Genomic DNA, 24,003 nt, shown 5'->3' on the forward strand with positions numbered 1-24,003 from the left:
GGGCGGTGGAGGAGACGAGCATGGCAGGGCAGAACACCGCAGAGGATCCGCGCTGGACGGCGATCGTCGCGCGCGATCGCGGCGGCGACGGCCGCTTCTGGTATTCGGTGGCGACGACCGGCGTCTATTGCCGCCCATCGTGTCCGTCGCGCACCGCCAATCCCGGCAACGTCACCATCCACGACAGCCTCGCCGATGCCCGCCGGACCGGGGCACGAGCGTGCCGGCGCTGCGATCCCGACGCCGCGCAGCCGGGTGTGGCCCGCGCGTCGCTGGTCGCCGCCGCCTGCCGCACCATCGAGGCGGCCGAGACCCCGCCGACGCTCGCCCGCCTCGCGGCCGACGCCGGGATGAGCCCCGCGCATTTCCAGCGGGTGTTCAAGGCCGCGACCGGCGTCAGCCCGCGCGCCTATGCTGCCGAACATCGCGCCGCACGGGTGCGCGCCGCGCTGGCGGAGGGCACGAGCGTGACCGAGGCGATCCATGGGGCCGGCTATGGCTCGAGCGGCCGCTTCTATGCCGAGGCCGAGGCGGTGCTCGGCATGACGCCGAGCCGCTACCGCCGCGGTGGTGCGGCGGAGACGCTGCGGTTCGCGGTCGCCGGTACCAGCCTCGGCCGGCTGCTCGTCGCCGCCAGCGCGGCCGGCATCGCTGCGCTGCTCCTCGGCGACGACGATGCGGATCTGGTCGAGGAACTGCGCGGCCGCTTCCCGCAGGCGCAGCTCGAACCCGCCGGCGACGATCTGTCCGGGCAGGTCGCGCAGGCGGTCGCGCTGGTCGAGGCGCCGGCTACTGCCGTCGACCTGCCGCTCGACATCCGCGGCACCGCCTTCCGCCGCCGCGTCTGGGAGGCGCTGCGGGCGATCCCGCCCGGCGCCACCGCGAGCTATGCCGAGATCGCCCGCCGCATCGGCGCGCCCGAAGCGGTGCGCGCGGTGGCCGGCGCCTGTGCCGCCAACGCGCATGCCGTGGCGATCCCGTGCCACCGCGTGCTGCGCAGCGACGGCGCGCTCTCGGGATACCGCTGGGGCATCGCCCGCAAGCGCGCGCTGCTCGATCGTGAGGCGGAGCGGAGCGACTCCTAGCGGTGGAAGCGCAGGCCCACGAAGAAGGTTCGCCCGATTACGTCGTAGACGCCCGCCGAATAGCCGAGCTCGAAGTTGGCGCCGCCCGCCTCGGCGCCCGGAATGCGTGGCGGCTTGCGGTCGAATGCGTTGTTGAGTCCCCCCGACAGCTCGATCTGCGGCGTCAGCGCGACGAAGCCGGAGATGTCGTTGTAGAAGACGTCCGGCGTCCACACCTTCTCGTAGCGGTCGGCGGTGATGGTGGTGGCCGCCCGCATCGGCGAATAGTGGCGCAGCGTCCAGGTCAGCCCATAGCCTTCGTTGGCGTAGGTGGTACGCACGACGCCCTTCCATTTGGGCGTGCCGAACACGCCGGCATATTCGGTGATGGTGGTCGGATCGTCGGGATCGAGCGTGTACTCGCGCTTGAGCAGCCGCGAATAGTTGGCATCGATCGACAGCGTGCCGGCGCCCGCACCCAAACCCAAATTCTCGAGCGGAAGGCTGTAGGCGGCGGTGATGTCGATGCCGCGCGTGAGATATTTGGCCAGATTGAGCTTCTGGGTGATGACGGAATCGAGGTTGCCGTCGGCGTCTCGCCGAACCTGTGCACAGAAGAGATTGTCGAGCGAAGACTGGTCGACGCACTTGTCGATCAGCGTCTGCGCCCCGAACGCGTCGATCGCGTTGCGCAGGTCGATGTTGTAATAGTCGACCGCGATCGACAGCCGCGGTACGAACCGCGGCTTGAGCACCACGCCCAGCGTCAGCGTCTTCGCGGTCTCGGGCTTGAGGTCTAGGTTCCCCTGCGCGATGATGTCGCGATAGACCCAGTAGGTGCTGGTGCCGGCAGAGCCGATCGCCGCGCAATTCGCCTCGGTATATTGCGTCCGGCCGGTGCGGTTCGCCAGATTATACGCGTTGCACGGGTCGGTGATCCATAGCCCCGAGATGCTGCTGGCGGTGTAGAGCTCGCCGATGTTGGGCGCGCGGACCGCCTGGCCGTAGGTCGCGCGGAAGCGGACATCGGGGATCGGCGCCCATTCGCCGCCGAACTTGTACGTCGTGGTGCTGCCGGCGGTGCTGTAGTCGGACAGCCGCACCGCGGCATCGGCCGACAGGAGGTCGAAGAACGGCCGATCCTTGAGCAGCGGGACGTGCAGCTCGCCGAACACTTCCTTGACGTCGTAGGTGCCGACCAGCGGCGTCGCGCTGTTGCCGATGGTCGGATCGTAGAGCGGGCTCGTCGGGTCGTATTCCGGGATGGTGCCGATGTCGTTCTTCTCGTGGCGGTACTCGGCGCCCAGCACCATCTGCACCGCACCGCCCGGCAGGTCGAACAACCCACCCGAGACATAGGCCGAGGCGACCTGTTGGGTCAGCGTCGATTTCGACCAGTGCGAGGTGTAGGTGATATAGTCGATCATCTGCTGGGTCAGCGGCACCAGCGGATTCTGCGCGACGCAGCCGTTGTCGGGGTCGTCGAGCGTACTGCGGCAGATCGCGCTGCCGTCCGGCCCGCGCGTCGAATCCAGGCCGAGGTACCAGCGGTCGTAGGCGGTGGCGTTGACGTCGCGGATCCGCTGCTCGGTACGCCCGTAAGAATAATAGGCGGAGTAGTTCCACGGGTGCGCGAAGAGGGTGAAGTCGCCCTCGGCACCCACTGCGCCCTGGAACAGCCTGCGGTCGTATTCGGTGCGCGGCTGCGGCAACTCCATGAACCGTCGCGCGAAGCGCAGGCCGCCTTCCGGGATCGCACCGCCTGCGGCATCGATCATCGCCTGGGTGATGAACGGGCTGTCCGCCGGAACCGCATCCGACCCGAACGACGTCATCTGCAGCGACGCCGAGGTCGCGCGGTTGCGCGCGAAATTGCCGACCGCGAACAGCTTGAGCGCGTCGCTGATCTCGTAGGCGGCGCTCGCGCGGGTGGAGATGCGCTCGGACGGCACGCTCAGCAGCCAGCCGTCGTAGCGGCCGTTGTATTCGCCGCCGTCGGTCAGCAGCGTACCGAGCGCATCGGCATTGCCGGCGAGATCGACGGGCGTAGCGTTGACGAACCCGCCCGGGCCGAGGATCGGGTCGCGCAGCGTGCCGTTGGCGTTCACCGCATAGAGCCTGCCGCCGAGGATCACCTGTGCGGCATCGGCGGTGTTGATGTTCCGGTTGTGATCGAGGATCCCGTAAAGCTCGCTGGAGCTGGCGCGCGCGTAGAGGGGATAGCCGTCGGCGGTCCATGGCCGGTCGCTCCCGCTCACCAGCCCCGGCTGGTTCTCGTAAAAGGCGTAGACGCTGACGTTGCCGCGGCCTTCGTCGAAGTTCGTGCCTGCCAGCAGGTCGTAGCTGTAGGTGTCGAGGTCGCCGCGCGTCGAGGCGCTGTAGCGCGCGTTGGCCTCGACCCCCTGAAAATCCTTCTTGAGGATGAAGTTGGCGACCCCCGCCACCGCGTCGGCGCCGTAGAGCGCCGAGGCGCCGCCGGTGATGATCTCCACCCGCTCGACCAGGCTCGACGGAATGTTGCTCACATCGACCGCCGAGGTGCCCGGGATCGCCGGTACCTGACGCCGGCCGTCGACCAGCACCAGCGTGCGCTGGGTTCCCATGCCGCGCAGGTCGAGCGCGTTGATGCCGGCATTGCCGGCCAGGTTGCTCGTCTGGTTGGTCTGGGTCACCGCGAGGCTCGGCAGCTGGTTGACCACGTCGGCGATCTGCTGAGTACCCGCGGCGCGGATCTGGCCCGAGTCGAGCACGGTGAGCGGCGCTGGGCTGTCCGCCGACGAACGCCGGATGCGCGAGCCGGTGACGACGATATCCTCGGCCGGGTCGGTGGGTGCGGCAGCCGGTTCGTCGGCGGTGGTCTCGGCCGGATCGGCTACCGGCGCATAGGTCTGCGCGGTCGCCGTCAACGGCGCTGCTATGCAGCCTGCCAGCAGGATCGTTTTCCAAAGTGCATGCTTGTGCAACGAACCGGCCATCAACCCCACCCCCAGAGCAGTGAACTAATAACGTATACGAAATACGAACATGGAAGAAGGAGGTTGTCAATGGCTCGACGAGTGTCTCGTCGCCGCATTGACTTGCCTGCGGAGAGTGGGGGCCGCGGAAGGGCAGGCCCCGCCACAAACGTCATGCCAGCGAAGGCTGGCATCTCGTGGTTGGATGTCGAGACAGGAGCCGCAGGAGACCCCAGCCTGCGCTGGGGTGACGCACTATAAGCAGAAGAGGGAGGTCGCGTGGCGGTGGCAGCCACATCGTCCCGCCTTTGGCCCAGCGCGTCGCCGCGTCGACCACCCGCACTTTGCCGCTCGCCCCCACCGCCCACACCCGCCCCACTCGCCGAAGATGCGGTGCCGCTCCTGATCCGCTACGGCAGCAGCGTGTTCGCGCGGCAGAGGAGATGGCGGTGAAGAAGGTCGTGGTGGTGGTCGATACCCAGGCGGATTTCATGAACCCGGACGGCGCACTCGCGGTCGCCGGCGCCGACGCGCTCGCAGCGCCGATGGCCGCGTGGCTGAAGGCGCTTGCGCCGGCGGATACGGCAGCGGTGCTGTTCACCTTCGACACCCATGATGTCGATACCTATCCCGGATCGGCGGAGGCGGAGCAGTTCCCGATCCACTGCGTCCGCGACACGCCCGGCTGGCGCAACCTGCTCGACCCGGCGCGCGTCGACCCGGCGATCCCGAGCTACCGGCTGGAGAAAGGCGTGTTCGCGATGTGGGAGGAGCCCGACCTGCGCGCCGAGCCGATCGCCGGCGGCGACTCGGTCGACCGCGACGCCTTCTTCGCCGAACTGCGCGCCGCCGGCGTCGAGGAAGCGGTCGTGATCGGCGTCGCGGCGGACTATTGCGTGCGCTGGGCGATCGACGGGCTGGTCGCGCGCGGCTTCCACGTCACCGTGCCCGCCGCGCTCACCCGCGGCATCGCCCGACCGATCGAGCAGGTGGTGGCGGAGGACTTCGCCGGCCAGCCGGTGGCGCTAGGCTGAAGGTGATGGTGGCGCGCCCGGCTGGATTCGAACCAGCGGCCCCAAGCTTAGAAGGCTCGTGCTCTATCCAACTGAGCTACGGGCGCGCACCGATCGCCGATTAGCGCGCATCGCGCCGCGACGGAACCGTCTTCGCGTTTGCCGCGAGTGGGGCAGGGTAGCACCCTCCCTGATACCCTCGTCATGCTGACGGAGGTCAGCATCCATTCGCGCTGCGCTCGCGCTTCCTGCGGTAGCGGCAATGGATCCTGACTTCCGTCAGGATGACGGGAGTTGAGGTTCCTAACCGTTCAGGCGATTGCTTCGACCAGTCCTTCGAACAGGCGGCGGCCGTCGCTGCCGCCGTGCGCGGTCTCGATGCGGCGTTCGGGGTGGGGCATCATGCCGAGTACGTTGCCCTGCGCGTTGAGCAGTCCGGCGATCCCGCGTGCGGAGCCGTTGATGTCCTCGGCATAGCGGAACGCGACCTGGCCCTCGCCCTCGACGCGGTCGAGCGTTTCGGCATCGGCGAAGTAATTGCCGTCGTGGTGCGCGACCGGGAACGACACCGTCTCGCCCTCGGCATAGCCGCGGGTGAAGCGCGATCCGGCGTTGACGACGGTCAGCGGTGCGTCGCGGCACACGAAGTTGAGCCCGGCGTTGCGCATCAGCGCGCCCGGCAGCAGCCCCGCTTCGGTCAGCACCTGGAAGCCGTTGCACACGCCCAGCACGGGCAGGCCGCGGCCTGCCGCCTCGACGACGGCGCGCATCACCGGCGAGCGCGCCGCGATCGCGCCCGAGCGCAGATAGTCGCCGTAGGAGAAGCCGCCGGGGACCGCGACGAGGCCGATGCCGTCGGGCAGGTCGCTCTCGCCGTGCCACACCATCGCCGGTGCCTGGCCGGTGACCTCGCGCAGCGCGACCGCGATGTCGCGATCGCAGTTCGAGCCGGGGAAGACGACGACCGCGGTCTTCACGCCGCGGCGTCCTGCCGCTCGACGCGGTAGTTCTCGATCACCGTGTTGGCGAGCAGCTTGCGGCACATCTGGTCGATGGCCTCGTCGCTGGTGCCATCGGCGACCTCAAGCTCGATCAGCTTGCCGACGCGGGCGTCGGCGACCCCGTCGAAGCCCAGCGAACCCAGCGCGTGCTGGATCGCCTTGCCCTGCGGGTCGAGCACCCCGTTCTTCAGCGTCACGACGATGCGGAGTTTCATGAGACCTCGGGCAATTGGATGGGTGCGGGGCACGGGATGCGGGCGGCTATGGCCCCGGCGCGCCCGTCAGGCAAGCGCCGCCGGTGGCCGCAGCCTGCGGTCAGCGGCCGCGCTTCTTGCGATGGGTTTCCATGTCGAGCACGGCGGTGTCGCCGCCCTCGGGCAGCAGGCCCAGCCGTCGGGCGACCTCCTGATAGGCCTCCACCTCGCCGCCTAGGTCGCGGCGGAAGCGATCCTTGTCGAGCTTCTCGTTCGTGGCCATGTCCCACAGGCGGCAGCCGTCGGGGCTGATCTCGTCGGCCAAGATGATCCGGCTGAAGTCGTTTTCCCAGATCCGGCCGAACTCGAGCTTGAAGTCGACCAGGCGGATGCCGATGCCCGCGAACAGGCCGGCGAGGAAGTCGTTCACGCGGATCGCCATGTCGGCCATGTCGTGCAGTTCGTCCTGCGCCGCCCAGCCGAACGCCAGGATATGCTCGTCGGTGACCATCGGGTCACCCAGGGCATCGTCCTTGTAGTAATATTCGACGATCGTGCGGGGGAGTTGCTGTCCCTCCTCGATCCCCAGCCGCTTCGACAGCGATCCGGCGACGACGTTGCGCACCACGACCTCGATCGGCACGATCTCGACCTGGCGGATCAGCTGCTCGCGCATGTTGAGGCGGCGGATGAAGTGGGTCGGCACGCCGATCTGGCCGAGCAGCGTGAAGACGTGCTCGGAGATGCGGTTGTTGAGCACGCCCTTGCCGTTGATCGTGCCCTTCTTCTGGGCGTTGAACGCGGTCGCGTCGTCCTTGAAATACTGGATCAGCGTCCCGGGCTCGGGGCCCTCGTACAGGATCTTGGCCTTGCCCTCGTAGATCTGGCGGCGGCGAGCCATGTGCGGAACCCTTCCAAAACGATCGGCCCCGGCTGGCACGGCCATGCGAGCGTGCTGCCGGGGCGGGATGGCGGCGCCTATAGCGGACGGGGCCCCGCGTCGCAATCACGCGTCGTCGCGGCGGTGCGCAGCCGGCGGCGTCCGGCACGCACCGCGAGCGCGACCAGCCCGAGCGCCACCAGCCACGGCAGCAGGTAGATCGCCAGCCGCACCAGCTCGACCATCCCCACGGAGAAATTGGTCCAGGAATCGCGCACCGCCTCGCCCAGCCCGGAGCCGCTGCCGCCCGCCGCGGTGTAGAGGGGATCGTAGACGATGCCGACCTCGGCCATCGCGACGCGGCCGCGTAGTTCCGTGAGCCAGCCGCGCGCCTGGTCGATCTCCTCCTGCGCCGCGGCGACGCTGCGCTCGGCCTCGACGAGATCCTTGACCGTGCCGTTGCGGGTGCGCAGCACCTCGGTCAGCCGCTGGGCGAGCAGTTCGCGCTGGCGCAGCCGCGCCTCGGTATCGACGATCTTCTTGGAGACGTCCTCCGCCTCGATCGTGCTGCCGTCGCCGCGCCCGCCGGCTTGCGCGACCGAGGCCGCGAGCCGCCCGCCGAATGCGCGCGCCTCGCCCGCTGCGACGCGCAGCTCCAGCGTGCTCCCGGCGCTGCTGCCCTCGCTGTCGTCGCCGTCGCTCGACAGCGCGAGCACTTGGCAGCGGGCCGGCCCCATCGAATCGCACAGCGCCAGATGCGCCTGCTGCGCGCGGGCGATGCGGTCGGCGGGCACGCGGAATCGGTAGCCATAGGTGTAGGCCATCTGCGGGAGGCTGACCGGGATCGCCGCAGGCTTGCCGCCGTTCGCCGGCTGCGGTGCGGCGGCGCCGTCCACGGCCGTGTCCGCCATCTGGCTGCCCCCGTCCGGCGCCTGTCCGCACCCGGCCAGCACGAGGGCCGCCGCCATCCCGATTGCTCTGCGCATCCACATTCCCCCCGCTGCGTCGCGCCGGATGCTAGCGTGGTTTTGCGGGTTGCAAAGCGGTCTCGGCGCCGTTCGGCGGTGCGTGACACGGAACGGTTGTGGAACAAGGGGCGCGCCTGCTATCCGCGGAGGCGATGGCGACCGACTTCCAGGATCCGTTCGACGCGATCGTCGATGCCCCCTTCGACTGCGCCTTATCCGAGCGCTACCTCGTCTATGCGCTTTCCACGATCACCGCGCGCTCGCTGCCGGATCTGCGCGACGGGCTGAAGCCGGTGCACCGGCGGCTGTTGTGGGCGATGCGGCTGCTGCGGCTCGATCCGGCGGCGGGGTACAAGAAGTGTGCCCGCGTCGTCGGCGACGTCATCGGCAAATACCATCCGCACGGCGACCAGTCGGTCTACGACGCGATGGTGCGCCTCGCGCAGGATTTCGCCCTGCGCTATCCGCTGGTCGACGGGCAGGGCAACTTCGGCAACATCGACGGCGATAACGCCGCGGCCTACCGCTATACCGAGGCGCGGCTGACCCAGGTCGCGATCGACCTGATGGCGGGGCTCGACGAGGACGCGGTCGACTTCCGCCCGACCTACAACGGCGAGGAGCAGGAGCCCGAGCTGTTCCCGGGCCTGTTCCCGAACCTGCTCGCCAACGGCGCGGCCGGCATCGCGGTCGGCATGGCCACCGCCATTCCCCCGCACAACGCCGCCGAGTTGTTCGACGCCGCCACCATGCTGATCGACCGGCCGGAGGCGGACGACGCCGCGGTGCTGGGCCATGTGAAGGGTCCGGACTTCCCCACCGGCGGCATCGTCGTCGATCCGCCCGCCGCCATCGCCGAGGCCTATGCCACGGGCCGCGGCGGCTTCCGCGTGCGCGCGCGCTGGGAGCTGGAGCGCGAGAAGGGCGGCGGCTTCCGCATCGTTGTCACCGAAATTCCCTACGGCGTTGCCAAGGGCAAGCTGATCGAGCAGGTCGCGACGCTCATCAATGACAAGAAACTGCCGATTCTCAGCGACATCCGCGACGAATCGGATGCGAAAGTGCGCATCGTGCTGGAGCCGCGCAGCCGCACGGTCGATGCCGCGACGCTGATGGACGGGCTGTTTCGGCTGACCGACCTGGAAACGCGCGTGCCGCTCAACCTCAACGTACTCGACGCGACGCGCACGCCGCGGGTGATGAGCCTGCGCGAGGTGCTCAAGGCGTGGGTCGACCACCAGTTCGTGGTGCTGCGCCGGCGTTCGGAGCATCGCCTGGCGAAGATCGCCGACCGGCTCGAGCTGCTCGACGGCTATATCATCGCCTTCCTCAACCTCGACCGGGTGATCGAGATCATCCGCACCGAGGACGAGCCCAAGGCGGTGATGATGGCGGAGTTCCAGCTTACCGACCGCCAGGCCGAGGCGATCCTCAACATGCGGCTGCGCTCGCTGCGCCGGCTGGAGGAGATGGAGCTGCGGCGCGAGCGCGGCGACCTCGAAAAGGAACAGGCCGAGCTTACGCAGCTGCTCGGCTCCGAGGCGCGCCAGCGCACCCGACTCAAGCGCGACATGGCGAAGCTGCGCGATCGCTACGGCCCGGAGACCGCGCTCGGCAAGCGCCGCACCAGCATCGAGGAAGCGGCGCCGGCGCGCGAGATCCCGCTGGAGGCGATGATCGAGCGCGAGCCGATCACCGTGGTGCTGTCGCGCCGCGGCTGGATCCGCGCGCTCAAGGGGCACAGCGAACTGGCCGCGGCCGAGACGCTCAAGTTCAAGGAAGGCGACGGCCCGCTGTTCGCCTTCCACGCGCACACCACCGACAAGCTGCTGCTGACCACCGACGCCGGGCGCTTCTACACGCTGGGTGCCGACAAGCTGCCGGGCGGACGCGGCTTCGGCGAGCCGGTGCGCGCGATGGTCGACCTGGAGGGCGACGCCGAGATCGTGGCGTTGCTGCGCGCGGCACAGTCGGACCGGCTGCTGCTGGCGGCGAGCGACGGGCGGGGCTTCGTCGTGCGCGTCGCCGACGTGATCGCCGAGACCCGCAAGGGCAAGCAGGTGATGACGCCGCGGCCCGGCGCACGGCTGCGCGTCGCGCGGCCGATCACCGCGGAGGACGATTACGTCGCGGCGATCGGCGACAACCGCAAGCTGGTGGTGTTCCCGCTGGCCGAGGTCGCAGAGCTCGCGCGCGGGCAGGGGGTGCAACTCCAGCGCTTCCGCGACGGCGGCCTGTCCGATGTCCGCACGCTGCGCTTCGCCGACGGGCTCAGCTGGACGATGGGCGGCGAATCGGGGCGGACGCGGGTGGAGGCGGACCTCAGCCCGTGGCGCGCGGCACGCGGCGCCGCCGGCCGGATGCCGCCCAACGGCTTTCCGCGGGACAACCGGTTCGCATGAGCCGGCGCTTCATATGAGCCGGGCGGCGAAACCTCGTCTTAACCGATCCAGGTTAGGATAGGCTGTCATGGTTTCGTTCGCCCGTATCCACGCCTTCCTCGACGATGCCGACGAGCGGCGTTTCGAGGATGGGGGCGGGGGTGAGGCGGGGGTGAGCGGACAGCTGCTCGACGTACTGCCGATGCCCGCGGCGATGGCCCTGCTGCGCGACGGGCGGGTGGTGCTGTCGCGAGTCAACGCCGGCTTCCGCCAGATCGATGCCGAGGCGGGGCCGAAGGGGGCGCTCGACTGCAGCGACATGCGCCAGCGCATCGCACGCTTCCTGGCAAGCGACGCGCTCCGCGAAACCTTCGAATGGACGCTGGGACAGGCGGTCGACGCGCGCTACTTCCGTGTCGTGCTCTCGCGCCGCGCCGTCGCGCGGGCGCTCGGCCGCTGCCTGGTCTCGCTCATCGACCGCACGCCCGAGGCGCGCACCGAGCACAGCCTGCGGCGCGAGATGACGATCGACGCGCTCACCGGGCTTCCTAACCGTGCCGGGTTCGAGGATCGGCTGGAGGAACTGCTCGCCGAAGGACGGCGCGAGTGCCACGCGGTGCTGGCGCTCAACCTCGACCGCTTCAGCCGGATCAACGCGTGCATGGGCGGCATCGTCGGCGACGAGCTGCTGATTTCGGTCGCGCGGCGGCTCAAGGGCGCGTTGCGCGGGCCCGACGTGCTCGCCCGCACCGGTGGCGACGAATTCGCGATCCTGCTGCCCGACATCGGCGGAACTGCCGGCGCAATCGAAGTGGCCGACCGCATCCGCGGGGCGCTGGCGAGCCCCTTCAGCCTCTCCGACTTCGACGTCCGCATCGGCTGCTCGCTCGGCGTTGCTCTCGGGGCGGAGTTGGTGGGCGCTCCCGAGGACCTGATCCGCCACGCCCAGTTCGCGCTCAAGCGCGCCAAGCGCACCGGCATGACCGAGGTGTATCGCGCGGAGACGCTCGACGTGATGCGCGTCGAATTCGCGATCGAGACCGATCTGCGCCGCGCGATCGAGGCGGGTGCGCTGCACCTCCATTTCCAGCCGATCTGCGACCTCGCCAGCGGCCGGATCGTGTCGTTCGAGGCGCTGGCGCGCTGGCGGACCGAGGCGGGGATCGATGTCCCGCCCGGAGACTTCATCCCGGTCGCTGAGGAATCGGGACTGATCGTGCCGCTCGGCCGCTGGGCGCTCGACGAGGCGATGCGGACGCTGGCGCGCTGGGACCGCACCCGCGGCATCGAGTGCGGCGTCACGATGGCGGTCAACCTCTCGGCGGTGCAGCTGCGGCGCGACCATGTCGTCTCGGTGGTCGAGCAGGCGCTCGCCAACCACGGCGTGGCCGCGCGTCGCCTCACCATCGAACTCACCGAAAGCGCGATCGTCAGCGATCGCGATCCGACCGCCGACACGATGCGCGCGCTCAAGGCGCTGGGCACGACTCTGGCGATGGACGACTTCGGCACCGGCTATTCGAACCTGGGCTATCTCCAGAGCCTGCCGATCGACCTGCTCAAGATCGACCGCAGCTTCGTGTCGGGGATGCTCGCCAGCCGCGACAAGGTGGCGATCGTCCGCGCGGTGCTCAGCCTCGCGCAGACGCTGGGGATGCGGACCACCGCGGAAGGGATCGAGACGCCAGCGCTCGAGCAGACGCTGACCGCGCTGGGATGCAGCTACGGCCAGGGCTATCTCTATTCGCGCCCGGTCGACGCCGACCAGGCCTATCGGCTGCTGCTCGAACGCAATCGCTGAGCCAGCGCGGCGTCGGTGAGCGCCGCGACTCGCTCGGCATCGGGGAAGCCCTCGGCGATCCACTGGTCCTCGATGTGGCGCAGCGTGCGCGCGACGTCGGGTCCCTTGCCGATTCCGCGCGCGACCAGCGCGCCGCCAGTGAGCGGGAACTGCGGTCGTACCCAGTCGGACAGGTCGGCGATCGCCGCCGCCGCTTCGCCGTCGTCGGACAGCAGCAGCCGGTCGATCGCGCCTTCCTGGCCGATGCGATAGGCGAGTGCCCGCGGCGAGCCGGTGCCGTCGGTGTCGGCAGCGAGCGCGAGTCGCTTGCGCTGCGCATTGGAGAGCTTGAGCCGTGCGCCGATCGAGTCGAGCGCGTCACCGGGCACCAGCGCCACCAGCCGGCGGATCGCGTCGGGGGCGACGCCGGACGCCGCCTCGCGCGCCGCCAGCCGCTCGAACCGGTCGACCTGCGCGGCATCGATCTCCGGAAGCACGGGCACGAAGATGCCCTGTGTCTGCATCAGCCGGACCGTCTCGACCGCCGAGCGTGCGACCAGCAGCTTGAGCAGTTCGTCGGCGACGCGCTCGCGCGACAGCGCCATCAGGTCGTTGGCGCGCGCGACGCAGGCGGCGAGCCCCTCGGGATCGGGCACGTCGCCGAAGCGGGCGAGGAAGCGAAAAAAGCGCAGGATGCGCAGATGGTCCTCGGCGATGCGCCGCAGCGGGTCGCCGATAAAGCGCACGCGGCCGGCGCGCAGATCGGCGATCCCGTCGAAATAGTCGGTGATTCCGCCGCCGGTCATGTCGGCGTAGAGCGCGTTCATCGTGAAGTCGCGCCGTGCGGCATCCTCGCGCCAGTCGTCGGTGAAGGCGACGGTGGCGTGGCGGCCGTCGGTGGCGACGTCGCGGCGCAGCGTCGTTACCTCGACCGGCCCGCTTTCGAGCACCGCGGTGATCGTGCCGTGCTGAAGGCCTGTCGGCACCGCGCGGATTCCGGCGACCTTCAGGCGCGCGAGCACGTCCTGCGGGGCGTGGCGCGTGGCGACGTCCAGGTCGGCGACCGGCATCCCCAGCAGCGTGTCGCGCACGGCACCGCCCACGAAGCGCGCGTCGCCCGCATCGCCACCCAGCGCCTCGGCGAGTTCGGTGAGCCCGCCGCGCGCCTGCCAGTCGGCGGTCGGCAGGGTCAGGGCCACGCCAGCCTCCGCGAGAGATTCACCAGCATCGCCGCCGTCGCGCCCCATATTCTCCAGCCTTCAAACAGGATCTCGTAGTAGCGCCGCTCGCGCCCGCGAAAGCTGGCGTGCGCCACCGCGTGGTTGGCGGCATCGAGCAGGAAGGCGAGCGGCACTTCGAACACCGCCGCCACCTCCTGCGGGTTGGGGACGAGCGGCAGGTCGGGCGCGACCACCCCCAGTACCGGTGTCACCGCGAAGCCGGTGGCGGTGTGGTAGCGGTCGAGACTCGCGACCACCTCCACCGCTGCGGGCGGCAGCGCCACTTCTTCCTCTGCCTCGCGCAGCGCCGCGGCGACGGGATCGGGATCGCCCGGATCGATCCGCCCGCCAGGGAAGGCGATCTGGCCGGCGTGGTTGCGCAGGGTCGCGGTCCGCTGGGTGAGCAACACCCCCGGCTCGGGACGATCGGTCACCGGCACCAGCACCGCGGCTTCGCGCCACTGGACCGCGGCGAGATCCGCTTCCTCCAGGTCGTGGGTCAGCAACGGCGTCGCGGCCGGCTCCGCGAGCGCCCCGCGCAACCGCTCGGCGAGCGTCATGCCGGGTCGAGCGGGAAGAAACTGCCCGCGCTCCACACGCCGGGGGTGGGATCCTGCCCGTCGCGCGCGAGCGCACGCTCGACCAGTTCGTAATAGACCGGCCGCGCGATGCGCGCCTCCATGTCGCCGCGTACCAGCAGATAGGGGAGTGGGCCGTCGGGGCCGTTGGCAAAGCGCAGCGGGTGCGCCGCGTCCGCCGGCACCAGATCGCCGGTGTTGAGGCGGAAGATCAGCCGGCTATCGGGGCCCTCGCCCTCCACGCGCACCTCGCTGGCGACGAAAGGCACGTCCTCCACCGCGATCGACAGCTTTTCGACCGGCGTCACCAGCACATAGCTGCCGTCCGGCTCACGGCGCAGGATGGTCGAGAACAGCCGCACCATCGATTCGCGGCCGATCGGCGTCCCCTCGTGCAGCCAGCGGCCGTCGCGAGTGATGGTCATGCCGCTGTCGCCGCAATGCTCGGGATTCCAGCGTTCCACGGGGGGAAGCCGGTTCTCCTCCATCAGCTGGGCGATCTCGGCGAGCGAGAGGGCGGCGAGATCGGGAAGCGGACGCATGGGCATGGTCCTATCGTCGATGGCGATCCTCGCGCCCGCGCGCAACCCCGGCGAAGGTCACGGTGCGACGAGCGACGGCGCGACGCCAAGCCGCGGCCGGACCTCTCCGGCGCAGGCCGGAACGCGGCCGCGGGCGAGCAGCCGGCGCGGTTCGAACGGGCCGGGCAGCCGCCAAGCGCCGGTGCGCGCCGCGTCGAAGCCGAAGAAGCGTCCGTAATATTCCGGATCGCCGATCAGCATCTGCGGCAGCGGCTCGGACGCCGCGTCGGCGGTGTCGAGCATGTGGCGCATCAGCATCCGGCCGATTCCCGCCTGCTGCGCCGCCGGCTCGACCGCGACCGGGCCGACCATTACCATCGGCACGGCCGTGCCGCCGTCGCAGGCGAGCGCCACCGGCCAGCACTGGATACTGCCGAGCAGCCCGCCGCCTACCTCGATCGCCGCGAAGCTGAGCTCGGGCAGCGCAAGCGTCCCGCTTCGCACGCGATAGGCGGTGCGTCCGTGCCGATCGGGCCCGAACGCGCGATCGAGCAGCGCCTCGATGCGCTCGGGGGCAATCTGGGCGAGCGGCACGATGCTGGTCACGGCGTTGGGCGTCTCCTTGTCCGGCGGGGCGCCGGCGGCGGGCGCCTTTAGCCCCAGCGCCCGCGCCCGCAAAGCGGATTCGCGGCGCCGCGCGCCGGCTTCCGAACGCGGCGCCATCTGCTAGGGACGATGGCCGAACCACAAGCAGGACACGAACCGGTGCGCGATCTTCTCCAACTGCAGGTACACGACCTCGAAGTGCAGGTGCTGACCGGCGTCTATTCCGAGGAGACGCACCTGCCGCAGCCGCTGCGCATCTCGATGACCGTCGACCTGGACTGCCCTGAGCATTTCGAGCCCGACACGCCGCTGTCCGCCTCCAAGAGCTATCTCGACCTCAAGCATGCCGCAAGCGCGGCGCTGCCGCAGGGCGTGCATTTCACGCTGATCGAGGGGGTGGCCGATCATATCGCCCGCACGCTGTTCGTGTCGGACGCGCGAATCCAGCGGGTCGAGGTGGTGATCGTCAAGCTCGCCATCGCCGAGGCGGGCGAGTCGATCGGCATCCGGCTGGTGCGCCACCGCCCGTGACGGCACCGGCCCGCCCGCTGGCGCTGGTCACCGGCAGCTGCCGCCGGCTGGGGGCGCATCTCGCCGCGCGGCTGGGGGAGGCGGGCTATGCGCTCGCGCTGCATTCGAGCGGCGAGGCGACTCCGGATGCGGCGCTGCTCGCACGGCTGGAGGCGGCCGGGGCGCCGTACCATTGGTTCGCCGCCGAGCTGTCGGATTCCGCCGCAGTCGACGGGCTGGTGCCCGCGGTCGCGGCGCACTTCGGCCGGCCGATCGACCTGTTGGTCAACAACGCCTCGTGCTTCCGCGCCGACGATGCGGCGATGCCCGGTACGGGCGCGCTGGTGCGGCACTTTGCGGTGAATGCCGCAGCGCCCTTCGCGCTCGCCGCAGCGGTCGCGGCCCAAGCCGGGCCGGAGGGTGCGTGCGTGGTCAACATCCTCGACCAGCGTATCGTCCAGCCGCCTGCCGACCAGCTCGCCTATGCGGTGTCGAAGCAGGCGCTGGCGGAGATCACCCGCACGCTCGCTCATGCGCTGGCGCCCGCCGTCCGCGTCAACGGCGTCGCCCCCGGGCTGACGCTGCCGACCGCCGACTATGCGCCCGACCAGGTGGCGCGACTCGCGGAGATGATGCCGCTCGGCCGACTGCCCGAGCCCAACGACATCGCCGATGCCGTCCTGTTCCTGGCCGGCGCCCGGGCCACCACCGGCCAGCTGGTGTTCGTCGACGGCGGCGCGAATCTGGTCCGGTTCGAGCGCGACTTCGTCCATCTCGGCCATGGCGACGCCTGAGCGCCTGGCGGCTCAGACCCCGGCGGGCGAGGCGCGGCAGGGGCCGAGCGACCGCAGCACGAACTGATAGTCCTCGCGGGCGAGTCGCGCGCTCTCTTCGTCCTGCGTGTCGAGGGACGTCGTCGGCAGCGCGCGCGGCAGGCCGCAGGCGAGACGGTACCAGCCGAGCGTGTCCGGCTGCGGCGCGGCGGCGTTCTCGTCGACGATGTCCCCGAACGAGACGGCCCAGCGCGGCGGCTGGTTCGGACGGCGCAGCACCAGCAGCGACACCGGTGCCCCGCTATCGGTCTTGAGGAAGATCTGCGTCTCGCCCTCGCCCGGCAGCGTACCGGCGACGTGGAACGCGTTGCCGATTCCCACGATCGACGGCGGTGCGGCGGGGTCGAGGATCTCGCGGACCACCTCGCGCACCCGTGCGTCGAGCGCGGGCGTCCATTCGCGCTGGGCGTCGAGCGTGACCAGCTGGACCTGACCCGGCCGACCGGCAACGCCGCGCGCGAAGATCAGCACTCGCATCTTCGCCAGCCGCGGCGGGCGCCCTCGAAAATCGAGCGGAACGTCAACGAGATAGCCGAGTCGCGCCGGCATCGCGCCCGATCCGCGGATCAGCGCGCCGACATCGGCTTCGACATAGAATCGGGCAGCGTTGGCGGCGACGCCGGCTGCTTCCTGGCCCTTGATCCGCGTAGCGCTACGGATCGTCACGTCGATCACCAGCGGCGCGGCCAGCACCAGATCGGCGAGCTCCGCATAGCTTGCGCCCGGCTGCGCCACAGACGCCGGCTGCTGTGCCAGCGCGGGCAGGGAAGCGGGGGCGGAAAGGGCCAATGCCGCCGCTGCGGATGCATGGAAAAGTCGAAACATGGTTGCCAGTCCCTACGCGATCTTGCAGCATCGACCTAGGGCGATTCAAGATGCGGGCGTCGATACCGATTTCATTGCACTTTTGTTGCGTCCGACAAAGCGTTTGCCTCGCGGAAAGTGCCACGATAGAGAATCGGCGGTGTTCCCAGCAGCGCTACGGCGAGGGTTGCGGATGCAAGGGTGCGGCTGAGACCGCGCGCCGTACCACTCGTTGAGAGGCTAAAGGAGTTTTGTTGCTGAATGGCCTATGCTGATCAAAAAGCGGGTCCTGGGCGCATCGTCGCAATCGCCGTCGTGGCGTTGCTGCACGTGCTCATCGGGTACGCATTTATCTCTGGTCTCGCGTACAAGTACGTGAAGAAGCAGGTCGAGGATCTGGACACGTTCGACATCGTCGAGCCGCCGCCCCCGCCTGAAGAGGTTCCGCCGCCGCCGCCGCCGCCGCCGGAAGCGCCGCCGCAGTCGCCGCCGCCGGTGGTGACCCCGCCGCCGATCGTGCGCGTGCAGACGCCGCCGCCGGTGGTGATCCAGTCGGTGACGACTCCGCCGCCGACCTACAATCCGGTTCCGATCGCAGCGCCGCCCGCGCCGCCGGCACCGCCTGCGCCGCCGGCTCCCCCGGCCGTCAGCAAAAAGGCGGGTCTGCGCGGCAATCCGGGTCAGTTCTTCGGTCGCGATGCGTATCCGCCGTCGGCGGTGCGCGAAGGCGCCGAAGGTCGCGTGAGCGCCCGACTGACCGTGGGCACCGATGGCCGCGTGAGCGACTGCGTCGTCACGTCCTCCAGCGGAAACTCCGCACTGGATCAGACGACCTGCCGCATCTCGAAGAGCCGCGTGCGGTTCACTCCGGCACAGGACGCGGCGGGCAATCCGGTCGTCTCGACCTACCCGCTGAGCGTCACCTGGCAGCTCGAAGACCAATAACGGCTATTTCGGCCCGGCGCCGCGGCGCCGGGCCCCTTAGAACCATTTGCGCATGCTTCTGTAAGGGATACATCTCACAATGCTCACCAACATCTTCGCTGCCGGGGCTCCTGCCGGCGCCCCGAATTTCGGCTTCTGGGAAGCTCTGGAGCAGGGCGGCGCCATCGCATGGTCGGTGCTCGGCATCCTCGTCATCATGTCGGTCGGCTCGTTCTACATCCTGTTCACCAAGCTGTTCGAACAGCAGAAGATCATGAACCAGGCGAAGCGCGTCCGTCAGAACTTCTGGACGTCCAACTCGCTGCGCGAGGGCGCTGCCAAGCTCGACAAGAACTCGGCCTATCGCCAGATCGTCGACGACGGTCTCGCCGCGCAGGAGCAGCACAGCCGCCTGACCGATCCGGTCGAGGCCCACGACTGGCTGCACGGTTCGCTCGCCCGCTCGGAAGCCGCGATCAACTCCAAGCTCGCCGGCGGCCTGGCGTTCCTCGCGACCGTCGGCGCGACCTCGCCGTTCGTCGGTCTGTTCGGTACCGTGGTCGGCATCTACCGCGCGCTGGTGAAGATCGGTGCGGCCGGTCAGGCTGCGATCGGCGACGTCGCCGGTCCGGTCGGTGAGGCGCTGATCATGACCGCCATCGGTCTGGTCGTCGCGGTTCCGGCCGTGCTCGCCTACAACTGGCTGCAGCGCCGCAACAAGGCGATCGCGGAGGACCTGTCGGCCTTCTCGAACGACGTGCTCGGCTACCTCGCCTCGAACGGTGCGGTCCGTCCGGCGCTCGCGTCGAAGTCGACCGTTGCCGCCAAGCCGGCCGTTGCTCCGAAGCCGGTTGCAGGTTCCACGACCGCCGGCCAGACCGGTGGCGTGCCGCCGCGTTCGTAAGACGACGCTACCCGCCGGGCCCGTGCGGCCCGGCGGACGACGTGACGAAAACGAGAATAGGATAGCCTTATGGCGATGAGTGTTGGCGGCGACGGCTCCGACGAAAAGCCGCTTTCGGACATCAATACCACGCCGCTCGTGGACGTGATGCTGGTGCTTCTGATCATCTTCCTTATCGCGGTCCCGGTGGTGGTCCAGTCGGTGGAACTGCAGCTTCCGAAGGTGGAGTTCGAGCCGACGACGACCAAGCCGGAGAACGTGTCGCTCTCGATCCGCGGCACCGGCAGCGACTGTCAGGTCTATTGGAATCTCACCCCGGTCAGCAGCGGCGAGCTGCGCGAGCGGGCGGTCAAGAAGCTCGAGGACGAGGTCGCCCGTCAGGGTGGGCCGAACGCCCCGGGCATCGAGCTTCCCGAGGTTCATATCCGCGGCGACGTGAACACGCCGTACCGCTGCATCGGCGGCACCATCTACACGATGCAGTCGGCAGGCTTCGCCAAGGTCGGCTTCATCTCGGAACCGGAGCCGGGCGGCAGCCCCCGTCTCTGACGCCGGCGTATTCGAGGAGTAGTCTCACATGGCAATGAGTGGCGGCCGCGACGACGGCGAGCCGATGATGGAAATGAACACGACGCCGTTGATCGACGTCCTGCTCGTTCTCCTCATCATGTTCATCATCACCATCCCGATCCAGACGCATGCGGTGAAGGTGGATCTGCCCCAGCCGGATCCGAACAACCAGAACGTGGTGGATCCGGAAAAGAACAAGGTGGCGATCACCGCCGACGGCGTCGTGACCTGGAACGGTGCGACGGTCGACGAAGTGACGCTGCGTCAGTATCTCGACCAGAGCGCGGCGATCGTGCCGGAGCCGGAACTGCACTTCCAGCCCGACGCCGCCGCCCGCTACGAGGTGGTGGACGGCGTGCTTGCGATCATCAAGCGGTCCAACGTGACCAAGCTCGGCTTCGTCGGCAACGAGCAGTATCGCAACGACTTCTGATCCCTTCGGACCAGCAAGCAAAAGGCGCCCGTGCGGACCACCGCACGGGCGTTTTTGCGTTTGAGGAGCTTGGTCGGTTGGCTTTGCGGCAGGGTCGCGTGCTTCTGCCGAGACACCGGCACGGGACGTGTCGCTCCAAATATAAGGGCGCGGAGCCATGAAAGCGTCCCCTCGCAACTCTGGGCTCCTGCCTTCGCAGGAGCACGGGAGGAACGAGAAGCGGAAGGGGTGATCGACCGGCGTTACGGCCTGCCCCGGCGGTGCGCGCGGTGCGCCTACCTCATCGGAGGTGGGAAGTTGCAGGCTTCTCGGGTCGCACGGACCTCGCTTCAGGGCGTGCCGTGCCCCTGCAAAGGCAGGGGCCCAGGGCCGCACCCGATTACCCGCGTGGCTCTAGGCCGAAGGAGGTCTGCCGACCCTCCCGATGCTACAGCCGCGGCAGCGTGACCCCGCGTTGGCCCATGTATTTGCCCGCGCGGTCGGCGTAGCTCGTCTCGCAGGGCTGGTCGCCCTTCAGGAACAAGAATTGGCACGCGCCTTCGTTGGCGTAGATCTTGGCGGGGAGCGGCGTGGTGTTGGAGAACTCCAGCGTCACATGCCCCTCCCACTCGGGCTCGAGCGGCGTCACGTTGACGATGATCCCGCAGCGCGCATAGGTCGACTTGCCCAGGCAGATGACCAGCACGTCGCGCGGCACGCGAAAATACTCGACCGTCCGCGCGAGCGCGAAGCTGTTGGGCGGAATGATGCAGACGTCGGTCTGGCGATCGACGAAGCTGTTCGAGGCGAAGTCCTTGGGGTCGACCGTCGCCGAATCGACGTTGGTGAAGATCTTGAACTCGTCCGCCACGCGCGCGTCATAGCCGTAGGAGGACAGGCCGTAGCTGATGCACCCCTCGCGCCGCTGCGCTTCGACGAACGGCTCGATCATGCGGTGTTCGAGCGCCTGCTCGCGGATCCAGCGGTCGGATAGAATCGCCATCATGTCCCCCTTGGTTCGGCGCGGCAGCCTTCGCGGGCTTTGCCGTTGCGGACAAGCCCCCGCGTCGATCCATCCTTGCGCTGCGCCGCCTCGACGAAACCGGCCGGTCCGATGTGGCGCCTTCGGGCGGTTGTGCGTTGTGGGAGGACGGGCGAGGATCGGCGGTGTCGCCGGATGCGGCCCGACGCCAGGGAGAGGGTGGTTGTTCCAGCGCCTGCAGGACTATCACGCGTGGATGCTCGCGATCCTCGACGAGGTCGAGCCGCTGCTGCGCGACGGCGTCGAGCGCCCCTCGGCGCGCTATCTCAGCGTTCGTCGGGAGGCGATGGGGCGAACCCTGTCCGCCTACCAGCGCTTTGTGCACCAGGAGTTCTTCGATCCGCTGATCGCAGGCGGTTCGGCTGCCGATGCTGCGCTCGCGCGGGCGATGAAGATCGAGTGCATCGACATGACCGAGGGGTTCCGCCGCATCCAACGCAAGTGGATGGGCCAGGACGTGTCGGACCACTGGGAGGAATATCGCGCGGTCGCACTGGAGATGATGGCGCAGATGCGGCGCCACATCGCCGACGTGGCGAGCATCGCGCGCGCCATGTCGCCGGCGAGCGACCGGAGCAGCCCCGACACGCCGGGCCCCGCGGCGCCCTAGCGCAGCCACCCCTTGCCAGGGGGACGCCGCTTCGCCATATGGCGCGCGGGAGTCGGGCGGACGGTGCCGTCGCCAACCCGGTCAGGTCCGGAAGGAAGCAGCCGCAACGATTCCGTACCGGGTCGTTCCGGCTCCCACCTCACCCCATCGCCACAGCACCCTCGCCGCGCACCTTCCTGGCTGTGTCGCTTCGACAGCCGCTGCGCGAGCCGCTAAGGATCGGCCGACATGTCCGATTCCTTCCTAGACCTGGGGGAGACCCCGCAGCCGGCCGCCAAGGCGGACGCCTATCGCGTGCTGGCGCGCAAATACCGGCCGCAGACCTTTTCCCAGCTGATCGGCCAGGATGCGATGGTCACGACACTGGGCAACGCGATCAAGCGCGACCGGCTGGCCCACGCCTTCCTGCTCACCGGGGTGCGCGGCGTCGGCAAGACCTCCACCGCGCGGCTGATCGCCAAGGCGCTCAACTGCGTCGGGCCGGACGGGCAAGGCGGGCCGACGATCGATCCGTGCGGCGTGTGCGAGCCGTGCCGCGCGATCGCCGAGGGGCGCCACATCGACGTGATCGAGATGGACGCCGCCAGCCACACCGGCATCGACGACATCCGCGAGATCATCGAGGCGTCGCGCTATGCGGCAGTCTCGGCGCGCTACAAGATCTACATCATCGACGAAGTCCACATGCTGTCGAAAGCGGCCTTCAACGGGCTGCTCAAGACGCTCGAGGAACCGCCGGGCCATGTGAAGTTCCTGTTCGCCACGACGGAGGTGAACAAGGTGCCGGTGACGGTGCTGTCGCGCTGCCAGCGATTCGACCTGCGCCGCATCCCGGCCGAGCTGCTCGCCGAGCATTTCGCAAAGGTGGTGGCGGCCGAGGGTTTCGAGGCGGAGCCCGAGGCGCTGGCGCTGATCGCGCGTGCGGCGGAAGGATCGGCGCGCGACGGGCTGTCGATCCTCGACCAGGCGATCGCCCATGCCGGCATGGAGGGCGAGGGCGTGCGCGCCGATGCGGTGCGCGCGATGCTGGGCCTGTCGGACCGCGGCGCGATCCGGGAACTGTTCCGGCTGCTGCTGGCGGGCGAGGCAGCGCCGGCGCTGGCCGCGCTGCGCGGTCAGTACGACCTGGGCGTCGATCCGCAGGCGGTGCTGCGCACGCTGCTGGAGACGGTGCACGGCGTGACGCTCGCCAAGGTGGGGGCGACGCCGGCCGCCGGCCAGTCGTCCGAGGAGCGCGATGCGCTGGGCCATTGGGCCGAGTCGCTGTCCTTCCCGATGCTGCACCGACTGTGGCAGTTGCTGCTCAAGGGTCATGACGAGGTTGCACGCGCGGCGCTGCCGATCGAGGCGTGCGAGATGGCGCTGCTGCGCGTGATCCATGCCGCGACGCTGCCCGATCCGGGCGAACTGGCGCGGGCGCTGGCGGAGGGCCGCGCACCGCAGGTTGGTACGCCGGCCGCGGCCCCGGCATCGCCGCCTTCCGCGGCATCGGCGCCTGCCGCGGTCGCCGAGCCGGAACCGCCGGCGCTGCCCGACACCGTCGAAGCGATCGCCGAGCTGCTGGAAAAGCACGGCCGCCACACGTTGCAGGTGCAGGTACGCAACCACCTCCGCCCGATCCGGCTGGCGCCACCCGAGCTGGAACTGTCCGGCGCGCGGCCGATGCCGACGGACTTCACCCGCGACCTGGGTCTCGCGCTGCGCGAGATCACCGGCCACACGTGGAGCATCCTGATCGGCGAGGGGGCAGGGAACCCGACGCTCCGCGAGACGCTGGCAGCTAAGGCCGAGGCGGAGCGTTCGGAAATCCTCGCGTCGCCGCTGGTTGCGGCGGCGATGGCGGCCTTCCCGGGCGCCGAACTCGATCACTGGAAACGCAAGGACGGGAGCATCGCTCGATGAAGGATCTCAACGATATCATGGCCATGGCGCAGAATGTGCAGGCCGAACTCGAAAAGGCGCAGGCCAATCTCGACACGATCGAGGTCGAGGGGCAGTCCGGCGGCGGGCTGGTGAAGATCAAGGCTTCGGCGAAGGGCCGAATCATCGGTGTCGCCATCGACGATTCGCTGCTTCAGCCGAGCGAGAAGCAGATGCTGGAAGACCTGATCGCCGCCGCGCTGAACGACGCACGCGCGAAGGCGGACACCGCCAGCCAAGGCGAGATGAGCAAGCTCACCAGCGGCATGCCGCTGCCGCCGGGCTTCAAGCTGCCGTTCTGATCGGGCGGCTCG

General features: G+C 69.4%; 24 protein-coding genes, 1 tRNA gene and 1 other RNA gene. 14 read left to right on the plus strand and 12 right to left on the minus strand.

What is annotated here, in order from left to right; translation table 11 throughout:
• Positions 1–20 precede the first annotated feature (20 nt).
• Positions 21–1,085 (plus strand): bifunctional DNA-binding transcriptional regulator/O6-methylguanine-DNA methyltransferase Ada, encoded by a 1,065-nt coding sequence (gene ada, locus ACBY01_RS11380; protein ID WP_416460971.1) that lies wholly within the window; start codon positions 21–23, stop codon positions 1,083–1,085.
• Here the strand turns inward: ada and ACBY01_RS11385 are convergent.
• Entirely contained in the window at positions 1,082–3,970 is a 2,889-nt protein-coding gene (locus ACBY01_RS11385) for a TonB-dependent receptor domain-containing protein (RefSeq protein ID WP_416460972.1), read from the minus strand. The two genes, ada and ACBY01_RS11385, sit on opposite strands and share 4 nt — an antisense overlap.
• Before the next feature lie 497 nt (positions 3,971–4,467).
• Here ACBY01_RS11385 and ACBY01_RS11390 point away from each other — a divergent pair, with 497 nt between their 5' ends.
• A complete protein-coding gene (locus tag ACBY01_RS11390; protein WP_416460974.1) occupies positions 4,468–5,052 on the plus strand; it encodes a cysteine hydrolase family protein in 585 nt (194 codons plus the stop codon).
• Positions 5,053–5,061: 9 nt separating this feature from the next.
• On the opposite strand, the gene ACBY01_RS11395 is transcribed toward ACBY01_RS11390, so the two are convergent.
• From ACBY01_RS11395 to ACBY01_RS11415, 5 genes are all read right to left on the minus strand, one after another.
• Positions 5,062–5,138 (minus strand) — tRNA-Arg (locus ACBY01_RS11395).
• Positions 5,139–5,342: 204 nt separating this feature from the next.
• Positions 5,343–6,008, minus strand: coding sequence for a phosphoribosylformylglycinamidine synthase subunit PurQ (gene purQ / locus ACBY01_RS11400; RefSeq protein ID WP_416460976.1), 666 nt, complete (start codon positions 6,006–6,008; stop codon positions 5,343–5,345).
• Positions 6,005–6,247, minus strand: coding sequence for a phosphoribosylformylglycinamidine synthase subunit PurS (gene purS, locus ACBY01_RS11405; protein ID WP_416460977.1), 243 nt, complete (start codon positions 6,245–6,247; stop codon positions 6,005–6,007). The genes purQ and purS overlap by 4 nt, the downstream gene beginning before the upstream one ends.
• Before the next feature lie 100 nt (positions 6,248–6,347).
• Positions 6,348–7,127: a phosphoribosylaminoimidazolesuccinocarboxamide synthase gene (purC, locus tag ACBY01_RS11410; RefSeq protein WP_129340315.1), complete on the minus strand. Its 780-nt coding sequence runs from the start codon at positions 7,125–7,127 to the stop codon at positions 6,348–6,350.
• 77 nt (positions 7,128–7,204) lie between these two features.
• Positions 7,205–8,092 carry a DUF4349 domain-containing protein gene (locus tag ACBY01_RS11415; protein WP_416460978.1) on the minus strand — a complete coding sequence of 296 codons (888 nt, stop codon included), beginning with the start codon at positions 8,090–8,092 and terminating at the stop codon, positions 7,205–7,207.
• A gap of 134 nt (positions 8,093–8,226) precedes the next feature.
• On the opposite strand from ACBY01_RS11415, the gene parC reads away from it, so the two are divergent.
• Together parC and ACBY01_RS11425 are read left to right on the plus strand one after the other, a co-directional pair.
• Complete coding sequence (gene parC / locus ACBY01_RS11420) at positions 8,227–10,476, plus strand: DNA topoisomerase IV subunit A (protein WP_416460979.1); 2,250 nt, start codon at positions 8,227–8,229, stop codon at positions 10,474–10,476.
• A gap of 67 nt (positions 10,477–10,543) precedes the next feature.
• Complete coding sequence (locus tag ACBY01_RS11425) at positions 10,544–12,256, plus strand: putative bifunctional diguanylate cyclase/phosphodiesterase (protein WP_416460980.1); 1,713 nt, start codon at positions 10,544–10,546, stop codon at positions 12,254–12,256.
• Here ACBY01_RS11425 and ACBY01_RS11430 read toward each other — a convergent pair.
• From ACBY01_RS11430 to ACBY01_RS11445, 4 genes are read right to left on the minus strand one after another with little or no spacing between them, the layout of a single operon-like run.
• Positions 12,226–13,434 (minus strand): CCA tRNA nucleotidyltransferase, encoded by a 1,209-nt coding sequence (locus tag ACBY01_RS11430; RefSeq protein ID WP_416460981.1) that lies wholly within the window; start codon positions 13,432–13,434, stop codon positions 12,226–12,228. The genes ACBY01_RS11425 and ACBY01_RS11430 overlap by 31 nt on opposite strands.
• A complete protein-coding gene (locus tag ACBY01_RS11435; protein WP_416460983.1) occupies positions 13,425–14,015 on the minus strand; it encodes a CoA pyrophosphatase in 591 nt (196 codons plus the stop codon). The genes ACBY01_RS11430 and ACBY01_RS11435 overlap by 10 nt, the downstream gene beginning before the upstream one ends.
• The gene (locus ACBY01_RS11440) at positions 14,012–14,581 is read right to left on the minus strand and encodes a DUF1285 domain-containing protein (protein ID WP_416460984.1); all 570 of its coding nucleotides are present in this window, start codon (positions 14,579–14,581) and stop codon (positions 14,012–14,014) included. The genes ACBY01_RS11435 and ACBY01_RS11440 overlap by 4 nt, the downstream gene beginning before the upstream one ends.
• A 51-nt stretch (positions 14,582–14,632) precedes the next feature.
• Positions 14,633–15,160 carry a GNAT family N-acetyltransferase gene (locus tag ACBY01_RS11445; RefSeq protein WP_416461028.1) on the minus strand — a complete coding sequence of 176 codons (528 nt, stop codon included), beginning with the start codon at positions 15,158–15,160 and terminating at the stop codon, positions 14,633–14,635.
• A gap of 159 nt (positions 15,161–15,319) precedes the next feature.
• Between ACBY01_RS11445 and ACBY01_RS11450 the strand changes: the two genes are divergently transcribed.
• Positions 15,320–15,691, plus strand: a complete 372-nt coding sequence (locus ACBY01_RS11450; protein WP_416460985.1) for a dihydroneopterin aldolase — start codon at positions 15,320–15,322, stop codon at positions 15,689–15,691.
• Positions 15,688–16,464 (plus strand): SDR family oxidoreductase, encoded by a 777-nt coding sequence (locus ACBY01_RS11455; protein ID WP_416460986.1) that lies wholly within the window; start codon positions 15,688–15,690, stop codon positions 16,462–16,464. Before ACBY01_RS11450 ends, ACBY01_RS11455 begins: the two co-directional genes overlap by 4 nt.
• A gap of 12 nt (positions 16,465–16,476) precedes the next feature.
• On the opposite strand, the gene ACBY01_RS11460 is transcribed toward ACBY01_RS11455, so the two are convergent.
• Positions 16,477–17,328, minus strand: coding sequence for a hypothetical protein (locus tag ACBY01_RS11460; RefSeq protein WP_416460987.1), 852 nt, complete (start codon positions 17,326–17,328; stop codon positions 16,477–16,479).
• A 240-nt stretch (positions 17,329–17,568) separates the two neighbouring features.
• On the opposite strand from ACBY01_RS11460, the gene ACBY01_RS11465 reads away from it, so the two are divergent.
• The 4 genes from ACBY01_RS11465 (at position 17,569) to ACBY01_RS11480 (ending at position 20,138) form a co-directional block, all read left to right on the plus strand.
• A complete protein-coding gene (locus ACBY01_RS11465) occupies positions 17,569–18,252 on the plus strand; it encodes an energy transducer TonB (RefSeq protein ID WP_416460988.1) in 684 nt (227 codons plus the stop codon).
• A gap of 79 nt (positions 18,253–18,331) precedes the next feature.
• Entirely contained in the window at positions 18,332–19,135 is an 804-nt protein-coding gene (locus ACBY01_RS11470; protein WP_416460989.1) for a MotA/TolQ/ExbB proton channel family protein, read from the plus strand.
• A gap of 69 nt (positions 19,136–19,204) precedes the next feature.
• Positions 19,205–19,684, plus strand: coding sequence for an ExbD/TolR family protein (locus tag ACBY01_RS11475; RefSeq protein ID WP_416460990.1), 480 nt, complete (start codon positions 19,205–19,207; stop codon positions 19,682–19,684).
• A 28-nt stretch (positions 19,685–19,712) separates the two neighbouring features.
• On the plus strand, positions 19,713–20,138 hold the full coding sequence (locus tag ACBY01_RS11480; RefSeq protein WP_416460991.1) for an ExbD/TolR family protein: 426 nt from the start codon (positions 19,713–19,715) through the stop codon (positions 20,136–20,138).
• Between the two features lie 427 nt (positions 20,139–20,565).
• Here ACBY01_RS11480 and dcd read toward each other — a convergent pair whose 3' ends face one another.
• Positions 20,566–21,120 carry a dCTP deaminase gene (gene dcd, locus ACBY01_RS11485; protein WP_416461029.1) on the minus strand — a complete coding sequence of 185 codons (555 nt, stop codon included), beginning with the start codon at positions 21,118–21,120 and terminating at the stop codon, positions 20,566–20,568.
• Between the two features lie 202 nt (positions 21,121–21,322).
• On the opposite strand from dcd, the gene ACBY01_RS11490 reads away from it, so the two are divergent.
• From ACBY01_RS11490 to ACBY01_RS11505, 4 genes are all read left to right on the plus strand, one after another.
• On the plus strand, positions 21,323–21,769 hold the full coding sequence (locus tag ACBY01_RS11490) for a hypothetical protein (RefSeq protein WP_416460992.1): 447 nt from the start codon (positions 21,323–21,325) through the stop codon (positions 21,767–21,769).
• A 44-nt stretch (positions 21,770–21,813) separates the two neighbouring features.
• Positions 21,814–21,911: signal recognition particle sRNA small type (gene ffs / locus ACBY01_RS11495), an RNA gene on the plus strand.
• A gap of 86 nt (positions 21,912–21,997) precedes the next feature.
• Positions 21,998–23,671: a DNA polymerase III subunit gamma/tau gene (locus ACBY01_RS11500; RefSeq protein ID WP_416460993.1), complete on the plus strand. Its 1,674-nt coding sequence runs from the start codon at positions 21,998–22,000 to the stop codon at positions 23,669–23,671.
• Positions 23,668–23,991: a YbaB/EbfC family nucleoid-associated protein gene (locus ACBY01_RS11505; RefSeq protein ID WP_416460994.1), complete on the plus strand. Its 324-nt coding sequence runs from the start codon at positions 23,668–23,670 to the stop codon at positions 23,989–23,991. Before ACBY01_RS11500 ends, ACBY01_RS11505 begins: the two co-directional genes overlap by 4 nt.
• Positions 23,992–24,003 lie beyond the last annotated feature (12 nt).

Origin of the sequence: Sphingomonas mangrovi, assembly GCF_047975845.1 — a bacterium.
GTDB lineage: Bacteria > Pseudomonadota > Alphaproteobacteria > Sphingomonadales > Sphingomonadaceae > Sphingomonas.

Bases quoted from the DNA above. Each gene is read 5' to 3' on its own strand.
- ada (WP_416460971.1), top strand. From the start codon at position 21: ATGGCAGGGCAGAACACCGCAGAGGATCCGCGCTGGACGGCGATCGTC.
- purS (WP_416460977.1), bottom strand. From the start codon at position 6,247: ATGAAACTCCGCATCGTCGTGACGCTGAAGAACGGGGTGCTCGACCCG.
- purC (WP_129340315.1), bottom strand. From the start codon at position 7,127: ATGGCTCGCCGCCGCCAGATCTACGAGGGCAAGGCCAAGATCCTGTAC.
- ACBY01_RS11415 (WP_416460978.1), bottom strand. From the start codon at position 8,092: ATGCGCAGAGCAATCGGGATGGCGGCGGCCCTCGTGCTGGCCGGGTGC.
- parC (WP_416460979.1), top strand. From the start codon at position 8,227: ATGGCGACCGACTTCCAGGATCCGTTCGACGCGATCGTCGATGCCCCC.
- ACBY01_RS11425 (WP_416460980.1), top strand. From the start codon at position 10,544: ATGGTTTCGTTCGCCCGTATCCACGCCTTCCTCGACGATGCCGACGAG.
- ACBY01_RS11435 (WP_416460983.1), bottom strand. From the start codon at position 14,015: ATGACGCTCGCCGAGCGGTTGCGCGGGGCGCTCGCGGAGCCGGCCGCG.
- ACBY01_RS11440 (WP_416460984.1), bottom strand. From the start codon at position 14,581: ATGCCCATGCGTCCGCTTCCCGATCTCGCCGCCCTCTCGCTCGCCGAG.
- ACBY01_RS11460 (WP_416460987.1), bottom strand. From the start codon at position 17,328: ATGTTTCGACTTTTCCATGCATCCGCAGCGGCGGCATTGGCCCTTTCC.
- ACBY01_RS11465 (WP_416460988.1), top strand. From the start codon at position 17,569: ATGGCCTATGCTGATCAAAAAGCGGGTCCTGGGCGCATCGTCGCAATC.
- ACBY01_RS11470 (WP_416460989.1), top strand. From the start codon at position 18,332: ATGCTCACCAACATCTTCGCTGCCGGGGCTCCTGCCGGCGCCCCGAAT.
- ACBY01_RS11475 (WP_416460990.1), top strand. From the start codon at position 19,205: ATGGCGATGAGTGTTGGCGGCGACGGCTCCGACGAAAAGCCGCTTTCG.
- ACBY01_RS11480 (WP_416460991.1), top strand. From the start codon at position 19,713: ATGGCAATGAGTGGCGGCCGCGACGACGGCGAGCCGATGATGGAAATG.
- dcd (WP_416461029.1), bottom strand. From the start codon at position 21,120: ATGGCGATTCTATCCGACCGCTGGATCCGCGAGCAGGCGCTCGAACAC.
- ACBY01_RS11500 (WP_416460993.1), top strand. From the start codon at position 21,998: ATGTCCGATTCCTTCCTAGACCTGGGGGAGACCCCGCAGCCGGCCGCC.
- ACBY01_RS11505 (WP_416460994.1), top strand. From the start codon at position 23,668: ATGAAGGATCTCAACGATATCATGGCCATGGCGCAGAATGTGCAGGCC.